9 protein-coding genes and 1 riboswitch are annotated in these 7,882 nt (G+C 51.8%); of the genes, 3 read left to right on the forward strand and 6 right to left on the reverse strand.

What is annotated here, in order from left to right:
- Positions 1 to 49: riboswitch (PreQ1 riboswitch) on the forward strand. This riboswitch is flagged as partial in the annotation.
- A complete protein-coding gene (locus Q0095_RS07775; RefSeq protein ID WP_297882874.1) occupies positions 47 to 907 on the forward strand; it encodes a cysteine ABC transporter substrate-binding protein in 861 nt (286 codons plus the stop codon). (Overlaps the previous riboswitch by 3 nt.)
- Before the next feature lie 641 nt (positions 908 to 1,548).
- On the opposite strand, the gene Q0095_RS07780 is transcribed toward Q0095_RS07775, so the two are convergent.
- The 4 genes from Q0095_RS07780 to Q0095_RS07795 all read right to left on the reverse strand — a co-directional run bounded on the left by Q0095_RS07780 (position 1,549) and on the right by Q0095_RS07795 (position 6,064).
- Positions 1,549 to 2,934: a DUF3137 domain-containing protein gene (locus tag Q0095_RS07780; RefSeq protein WP_297882876.1), complete on the reverse strand. Its 1,386-nt coding sequence runs from the start codon at positions 2,932 to 2,934 to the stop codon at positions 1,549 to 1,551.
- Between the two features lie 198 nt (positions 2,935 to 3,132).
- Positions 3,133 to 4,326, reverse strand: a complete 1,194-nt coding sequence (locus Q0095_RS07785) for a MalY/PatB family protein (RefSeq protein WP_297882877.1) — start codon at positions 4,324 to 4,326, stop codon at positions 3,133 to 3,135.
- 1 nt (position 4,327) lies between these two features.
- The gene (locus Q0095_RS07790) at positions 4,328 to 5,170 is read right to left on the reverse strand and encodes a DUF3737 family protein (protein ID WP_297882879.1); all 843 of its coding nucleotides are present in this window, start codon (positions 5,168 to 5,170) and stop codon (positions 4,328 to 4,330) included.
- Positions 5,171 to 5,584: 414 nt separating this feature from the next.
- On the reverse strand, positions 5,585 to 6,064 hold the full coding sequence (locus Q0095_RS07795) for a hypothetical protein (protein ID WP_297882881.1): 480 nt from the start codon (positions 6,062 to 6,064) through the stop codon (positions 5,585 to 5,587).
- Positions 6,065 to 6,180: 116 nt separating this feature from the next.
- On the opposite strand from Q0095_RS07795, the gene Q0095_RS07800 reads away from it, so the two are divergent.
- Both Q0095_RS07800 and Q0095_RS07805 read left to right on the forward strand, forming a co-directional pair.
- Complete coding sequence (locus Q0095_RS07800; protein ID WP_297882883.1) at positions 6,181 to 6,543, forward strand: YegP family protein; 363 nt, start codon at positions 6,181 to 6,183, stop codon at positions 6,541 to 6,543.
- Positions 6,544 to 6,957, forward strand: a complete 414-nt coding sequence (locus Q0095_RS07805; RefSeq protein ID WP_297882885.1) for a hypothetical protein — start codon at positions 6,544 to 6,546, stop codon at positions 6,955 to 6,957. It abuts the gene before it with no gap.
- On the opposite strand, the gene Q0095_RS07810 is transcribed toward Q0095_RS07805, so the two are convergent.
- Together Q0095_RS07810 and Q0095_RS07815 are read right to left on the reverse strand one after the other, a co-directional pair.
- Entirely contained in the window at positions 6,919 to 7,341 is a 423-nt protein-coding gene (locus tag Q0095_RS07810) for a carboxymuconolactone decarboxylase family protein (RefSeq protein ID WP_297882887.1), read from the reverse strand. The genes Q0095_RS07805 and Q0095_RS07810 overlap by 39 nt on opposite strands.
- Before the next feature lie 26 nt (positions 7,342 to 7,367).
- A partial coding sequence (locus Q0095_RS07815) for a cupin domain-containing protein (RefSeq protein ID WP_297882889.1) occupies positions 7,368 to 7,882 on the reverse strand: 515 nt, incomplete at its 5' end.

Here is a 7,882-nt window from a genome sequence, read left to right on the forward strand (position 1 = left end):
CTTTCACCAAGCATATTACACGCGGGTAACCGCCAAAGGAGAAAAGATGAAAAAAACGCTAAGCACGCTTTTTATCTTAGGTGCGTTATTTTTCGCAGGCTGCAACGACGAAGGCAAAGGCTCCTCAAATTCCGCGCAAGGTTCCGCCGCGCCGCAAAGTTATATCGATGGGATTAAAAAGCGCGGCGTGGTAAGGATCGCGGTTTTCGGCGATAAGCCGCCGTTTGGTTATATCGACGATGCGGGCAAAAACGCGGGATATGACGTGTATTTTGCAAAACGTATCGCAAAGGAGCTCTTGGGCGATGAGAGCAAGGTGCAGTTTGTGCTCGTAGAGGCCGCCAATCGCGCGGAATTTTTGGCGTCCGATAAGGTCGATATCACGCTTGCAAATTTCACCGTCACGCCGGAGCGCAAAGAGGTCGTGGATTTCGCGCTACCGTATATGAAGGTAGCTCTCGGCGTCGCGAGCCCTAACGGCGATATTACCGACGTTTCGCAGCTTAAGGACAAAACGCTTTTAATCAACAAAGGCACGACCGCAGATCTGTATTTTACAAAAAATCATCCCGAAATCAAGCTTTTAAAATTTGACCAAAATACCGAGACTTTCGGTGCGATGCTGGACCACAGAGGCAATGCGATCGCGCATGATAATACGCTTTTGTTCGCGTGGACGAAGTCAAACCCGGGCTTTAAGGTAGGCATCCGCTCGCTGGGCGATCAGGACGTCATCGCGCCTGCGGTCAAAAAGGGCAACGACGAGCTTCGCAAATGGCTTGACGATCTAATCGTAAAGCTCGCGGACGAGAAATTTTTCCACGCCGACTACGACGCGACGCTAGCGCCAGTATACGGCGACGACATCAAAGCTGACGATGTCGTAATCGAAGGCGGAAAGCTATAAATTTAGATTTGCCGTCTAGTTTAGCGGGCGATCTTACTAAGCCCCGCAACCTTGCAGCGACGCTAGCGCCGTAGCTTTACCGAAACGGCGTCCATAAACGCCTAGGCAGCGAGCGCTTTTATAAGCTAGCTAAATTTATCGATCTAGCGGCAAAGTTTTGCTCTCGCACGACAGATTTAGCCACCGAGTAAATTTTAGCCGAGATGGAATGCAGCCTAGCGCGGGTCGTCGCGGCAAAATTTAAGTCGCGCGCATAGCATAAATTTCAAGCGATAGTAAAATTCTAACGCAAACTGCTCGTGCGGTAAAATTTATGCCGCACGAACGATGGCAAATCACAAGCGCTCGCTCGTTAAACAGAGCGGGAATTTATAAAATTTTATCGGCTCATGCAGCTTGTAAAGTCTTATACGAACGCTTTCCGCGTGCGCTCCATCTTTCGATTGGCTCGTGCGAAAGAGCGATCGCATATCCGCCCAAACGCACGATCCGCGCAACGCATCCATTTCTATGTTTAGCTAGACAGCGCATCTGTGTCGTGTAGCTGAGCCTACAATCCCGCGCGCTTTGTCCCGTCTATCTTGCGCCGCCACAGCCGTATGTAGTCTCCTCTGCCATACTCCACAGCGCTGCTGCTCGCCTTATTCGCTCCAAATTTTGCGGTTCAAATTTAGCTCGCTCACGATACCCGCAAGCGCACCGATCTCATCTACGTAAAGCGCTATCGTGGCGTCCTGCTTTAGCGAGCAGTCGATTCTAGGCTCAAAATTATCGCGCCAGGTCTCGATCGCCATGTAAATTTTATCCTCCCTTAGCACCGCGTTTATCTGCGAGCCCAGCCTTAGATAGACCTCCGTCAGTCGCTGCATCAAAAGCGGCGTCAGAGCGTATCTGGCACCCACCTGATCGGTCGTATATACGTCGAAAAACTCCTCAAATTTCACGTCGTCCATATTCGCTCGCTGCCCGTATCTACGCAGATTTCGCGAGTTTTTGTGACATACCCGCACCTCACAGTTAAGCCTTTTGTGAAAATCCGCGACGAAAAGCACTCCTTGAAATTTTACGTCGGTGCGAGTGCCGTTTTTGGTGCGCACCTTTTCGGCGGCGTAAAAGTCGCTAAACCTCACTGGCACGCCCTGCACCTCCCCGCTCATCATATCCTCGCTCGATTGTTCGTTTATGTAGCAGTCGTAAATTTCAAAAAACTCATCCGTCCCCAACCCGCCATTTTCATCGTAGCTAAGCCCGAAGCTTTTTGCGATGCTCGCGACGATCCTGCTTTTGAAATTTGATCTGAAATTCCGTCTTTTGCTCGCCGTCAAAAGAGCGCCTACTATGCCGTAAACGGAGATGCCGAAAAATACACCGGGCGCCACTTCGTCCCAAAAGCGCGCCACCAGTGCGCCCACGCCGAGCCCTACGACAGCGGCGACGATGTTGGCCTTTTTCACCGCTTTTTGCAGTGCCGCGCGCTCATCCTCCAGGCTCTGTAGATCGGCTAGAAAGTTAAATTTTGATCCGGCCGTGCCGTCTTTCTCGCCCCTGCCTTCTCTTTCGGCAGCTTTGGGCTCAAACCTCTCGTAAATAGCGCTCGCGCGGCTATCACTGCTTTCGAAGCTACCGCCCTCGCCTACTTCAGCTTTTAATACCCGCCCCTCGTTTATATCGGTACTTAAAATTTGCCCAGTTTGCGCCGCGCCCTGCCCTAGCGCGCCTGTATTTTGCGCCGTATCAAGGCCGCTAAATTTATCAAAATTTGCGCGCTGCGTGCCGCCGTTTTTGCCAAGGCTTAGGCTGTAAAATAGGCGGTAGAGCAGCCCGTTTAAGAGGGGAAAGATGATGAAAAGCGCGATTATAAGCCAGTTTGTATCAAACGAGACGGGCTCTGCTCTGGTATTCAAAAACACGTAAAGCCCGAGCAGTAGCAGGATTATCAAAAATGAGACGAGCTTGCTAATGCGCGCGAGCTTTTCGCGCCGTTTTTCAAGCAGGTAAAGCTCCTCTAAATCGCCGTTTATATCCATAATCCGCCTTTTGTAGCGCATTTAAGCGCCGGTTCATTTGTCGTGCAAATGTTTAAATTTAACCGCGTGCCGCAAGTTTGATCGCCGTTAAATTTAGCGCAAAGCCGCGCCCTGCTGCAAAATTTTAAAATTTGCTCCGCCGCTTTAAATTTAGTCGCTGTAAATTTTAAATTTCGCCTTTGCCGTGCCGCAGCTTGCTTAGTGCAGGCAGATCTTTAGCGCCTCTTTCAGCCGTCCTAGCCCGTCTTTTAGCAGCGCTCTAGAGGTCGCGATATTTAGGCGCAAAAATTTCTCGCCGCCCTTGCCGTATTGCGCGCCGCAGGAGAGATACAGCCCCGTTTTTTCGCGGATGAAGCGCGCAAGCTCCGCGCTATCCTGCGTGTAAGCGCCCGCATCGAGCCACATAAGATAGGTTGCGTCTTGCGGCACGACATGCACCTGCGGAAGCTCGCGCGCGATAAATTCCGCCGCGAATTTGCGATTTTCGCTGAGGTATTCGCGCAGCGCGTCCAGCCACGGCGCACCCTTCGTAAATGCGGCGATCGCTCCTTGGACGCCGAAAAAATTCGGCTCGGCGATGTCGTCGGAATTTAGCGCCTTTGAAATTTTATGACGCAAGCGTTTATCCGCGGCAAAGACCGCCGCGCTTTGCAGCCCCGCGATATTAAACGCCTTGGTTGGCGCGATTATGCTAGCCGAGATCCTCTCACAGCTATTGCTTGCCGCAGCAAATGGCGTGTAACGCACGCCCGGCTCGGTCAGATCGCAATGCACCTCATCGCTAAGCACCGTCACGCAATGCTTCTCACACAGCTCGCCGATACGGGCGAGATCGTCCCTGCTAAAGGTGCGGCCGACCGGATTGTGCGGGTTGCAAAGGATAAAAAGCGTCGTCTGCGGATCGGCGAGATTGGCCTGTAGATCCTCCCAATCAATGCTGTAATCGCCGTTAGCGTAGGTAAGCTCGTTTTCTATCGGCACGCGGGCGGCGTTTTTGATGCAGTAGTAAAAGCAGTTATAAACCGGGCTCATCAGCAGCACGTTTTCGGCAGGCGAGGTGAGCTTGCGGATGATCGAATCGATCGCAGGCAGCGTGCCGCCGGCATAGATCAGCCACTCCTTTTGGATTTCATAATCGTGGCGCGCGAGCCACCAGCCTTGATACGCGCTGCGCCATTCATCATCGACGAGCGAATAGCCCAAAACCCGCTCGTTCAGCCGCTTTTGCAGAGCCTCAATGATCTCGGGCGCGACGGCAAAGTCCATATCCGCGACCCACATCGGAAGCTCATTCTCACCTACGTCCCATTTAAGCGACTTCGTGCCGCGGCGGTTTGGCAGAGTGTCGAAGTCGTATTTCTCCTTGCCACTTATAAAATCAAAAAGTCCCATCTTACGCCCTTAATTCAGTAATAATTTCAGTTTTAGACGCGTCCGTTGCGCCGTCTAGGATCAGCTCGCCGATGCTTGCCGCGCGGATTAGCCCGCTGCTCGGATTTTTGACGCTATCGATCGCGCCTTTTATTTCGGCATGTACGTCGCTGTATTCAAACGCTAGCGTCGTATTTATGAGCTCGCAGTCTTGCAAGCGCAAATTTTGCATATAGCAAAAGCCCTGCAGGCTCTCGATCTTGCAGTTTCGCAGCGTTACGTTTTTAGAATTCCACCCAAAGTATTCGCCCGCGATAAAGCAGTCCTCGACCACGATATTTTCGCAGTTCCAAAACGCGTCCTTGGATAGGAGTTTGGAGTTTTTGATCGTTACGTTTCTGCAGCCGTCGAAGCAGTAATCCCCGAAGAGCGATAGATTTTCGATGCTTAAGTTTTCGCAATCAAGCCCGAAATACGCGCCCTTTGCGGTAACGTTTTTTAGCGTGACGTCGCTGCAGTGCCACAAGGTCTCCTGTGCGTCGTGAAATTCTACATTTTGCAGCGTGGCGTCTTTTACGCGACGAAGCCCTTTAGGCGCGCCGTAGAGGCAGTCTTTTAGCACCACGCCGCGGCTATACCAGATCCCTGCGCGCGCGACCTCGTCGAATAAGCAGTCCTGTGCGCGGATATTTTCGGCGTACCAAAACGGATATTTCCACTCAAATTTACAGTTTTGCGCGACGATATTTGCGCTGTGTTTTAGCGGCGACTCGCCCTCGCCGAAGACGGAATTTTCGATCCGCAGATCCTTTGCGCAAAACAGCGCGCGCTCGCCGCTAAAGTGCTTTTGTCTTAATATTTGCATGGCTTTCCTTAGATTTAAAATTTGCTTCAGATTATACAAGGAATTTCAAAATTCCGCGTAGCTTGGGCGTATGAAACGCAAGCGAATTTTAAAAATTTTAAAATTTAAAGGCGGCGAAGGGCTAAATTTGACGCGCCTCGGTAGTGGTTACGAAACATATGCGGCGAATGCGCGGCAAATAGCCGCGCGCTTATAAAGGCGTTTTTGTAAACGCCCTAATGAAGCGCGCCCAGGTCGTTACGGCGAGCCGCACAGGCGCCCGTATCCACTCGCGACGTGCGTCGCTCGAAAGATACATAAAATTTATCGCAAGCGGCGCTTTAAAATTTATAAAATTTTCTCCGAGCAGCATGTAAATTTTAGCAAACGTCTCAAAGAAGCGTAAATTTTACCCCGCGCACAAACGGGGCGCGTCTAATGCTCGTGGTGATGCAAGTGGATATCTTCGCCGCGGTCTCGATCTGTAGCACGCTTTCGCAGATCAAAATACACAAAAAGCCCGCTAGGCTCGCCATCCTCGTAAATTTCAAGTTTGTAGCGCATTACGGCGTGCGTGCACACTGCAACGTCAAGCGTCGCTTCATAGCCGTCTGCGCTGCGCTTTAGCGGGAATTCCGCATTGCCCATATTCATACTCACGCCCGAAATTTTAACGCTCGGATTTTTCAGCTCACGCGAAATTCCGCTTATTTTTAGCTCGTTTACTCCCGCTTCGATCGGATGGCGCGCTACGCTAAAGAGCGCCTTCTGCCCGCCGGCGTTAGTCTCGCAGTCCTGTGCGGCTAGATTGCAGCCCAGACGCATCCTTATATCCTTAAATAATGCATCGCTCTCATCCGCGCCAAATCCTAAAGTAGCGGCGAAAATCAAGCTAAAACGTAGAGCCTTTATCATTATGATCCTTTGTAAATGAAATTTGTGCGCAATTTTAGCAGAAAATTCCGCGCCTATTAAAAATATTTATTAAAATTTTAGCTAAAATAACGATATCTTCTACGAAAGGATAAAAAATGGCTGAGTTTTTAATCAAAGATGCTAAGGACGGCTGCAAATTCGATCTACTTTATGACGGGCACGTACTGTGCACCTCCGAGGTTTACACGAGCAAGGCCGCTTGCAAAAACGGCATCGAAAGCGTCGTAAAAAACGCTGCGCTAAATAAGATCGAGGATCAAATCGCGGGCGGAGAAAAGCTAAATAATCCGAAATTTGAGCTTTACACCGATAAAGCAGGCAAGGTTCGCTTCCGCCTAACGGCTAGCAACGGACAGATCATCGCCATCAGCAAGGATTTTGAGGCCAAGGCGGACGCTCTAAAAGTAATAGAACTTATTGTAAAACAGGCTCCGAAAGCCAAGATCAAGGAGGCATAAATGGACATAAACGGACTTGTAAATATGGTCTCTGCGCTCAAAAGCGATGATAAAAATTTAAGAGAATTTCAAAGCGGTCCGGTCGCTTTTATCGAAAAATTTCTAGGCGTGGACCTACCCGACGATCAGATAAATGCGATAATTGCGGGCATCAGCTCAAATTTTTTAAGCAAAAACGAAAGCGGCGGATCTGGCTCGCTAGGCTCGATGCTGGGCGGACTTTTGGGCGGCGGCGAGGACGTACAAGCAAATGCCGTCGATAGCAAAGGGGTGGATTTTAGCGCGCTGATCGGCAAAATCGCAAGCGCCAAGCTCGACCTCAACGGCGACGGCAAAATCGATATCAACGACGCAAGTAGCTTTTTGGGCGATCTTTTAGGAGGCGGTGCAAACGGCGAAAATATCACCGAATAGGTGTGCTTTCAGGTAATGGTCAATGTGCGGTGAAAAGGTGAACAGCGGCCCGCTGACCGGCTGGCCGGCCAGCGCGGTTTGCATTTCCGTCCCGATAACGCTCATGTCCACGGCGGGAATAGCAGCGGCGGGGCGGCCTGGGGGGGTGCTTTTGCCCGCTGCCTGTCGTGCTTCGACAGTCGCCAACAGAGTAGCCAAGGCGTTTAGGCTGCGCGGGAAACCGCAGTAGGCGTAGAGTTGTTCCAGTGCGCTTTTGCTTTCTTCCACGGTCAGCGCGGCGTGATCGAAAGCATCATTGAGTGCCGTTGCCAGAGCTTCCTGATCGCCGCGCGCCGTGGCGGCAGCGAGGCAGGCGAGGGCGGTTTGTTTTGGGGTGAGGTTCATGACGGTTCCAATGAGTTGCGGGGCGTTCAAAGGGCGTTGAAAGAGGCGTCATCAACCGGTTCGCACCATTCCGTGCTGGCACCTTCTTTTGGTACGGTCACCGAAATATGCGAAAACCACTGGTCTTTGGCTGCGCCGTGCCAGTGTTTGACCTCGGCGGGGATATTGACAGTGTCGCCAGGACGCAGGCGGCGTGCCGCTTGGCTCGCTTCCTGATACCAGCCCTCGCCGGCAGTGCAGAGCAGGATTTGCCCGGCACCGTGGTGGATATGCCAGTGGTTGCGACAGGCGGGGGCGAAGGTGACGTTATGCACGGCGGCATCGCCCGTAGCAAGAGGGGCGAGATAACTGTTGCCAGTGAAATATTGGGCGTAAGCAGTGTTTTCCTCGCCTTGGGGGAAGATTTGCTGGAAGGACATGGGATTCCTGATGTGGGTAGCGGGTTCATTGTACGCCGTCTGGACTGCGTCAGCCCGCTGGCCTACTATCTCGTCTATCGCGCGGAAAACAGCGAACTGCCAACCGTTCGCGCCTTCCGTAA

Origin of the sequence: uncultured Campylobacter sp. (genome assembly GCF_938045535.1) — a bacterium.
GTDB lineage: Bacteria > Campylobacterota > Campylobacteria > Campylobacterales > Campylobacteraceae > Campylobacter_B.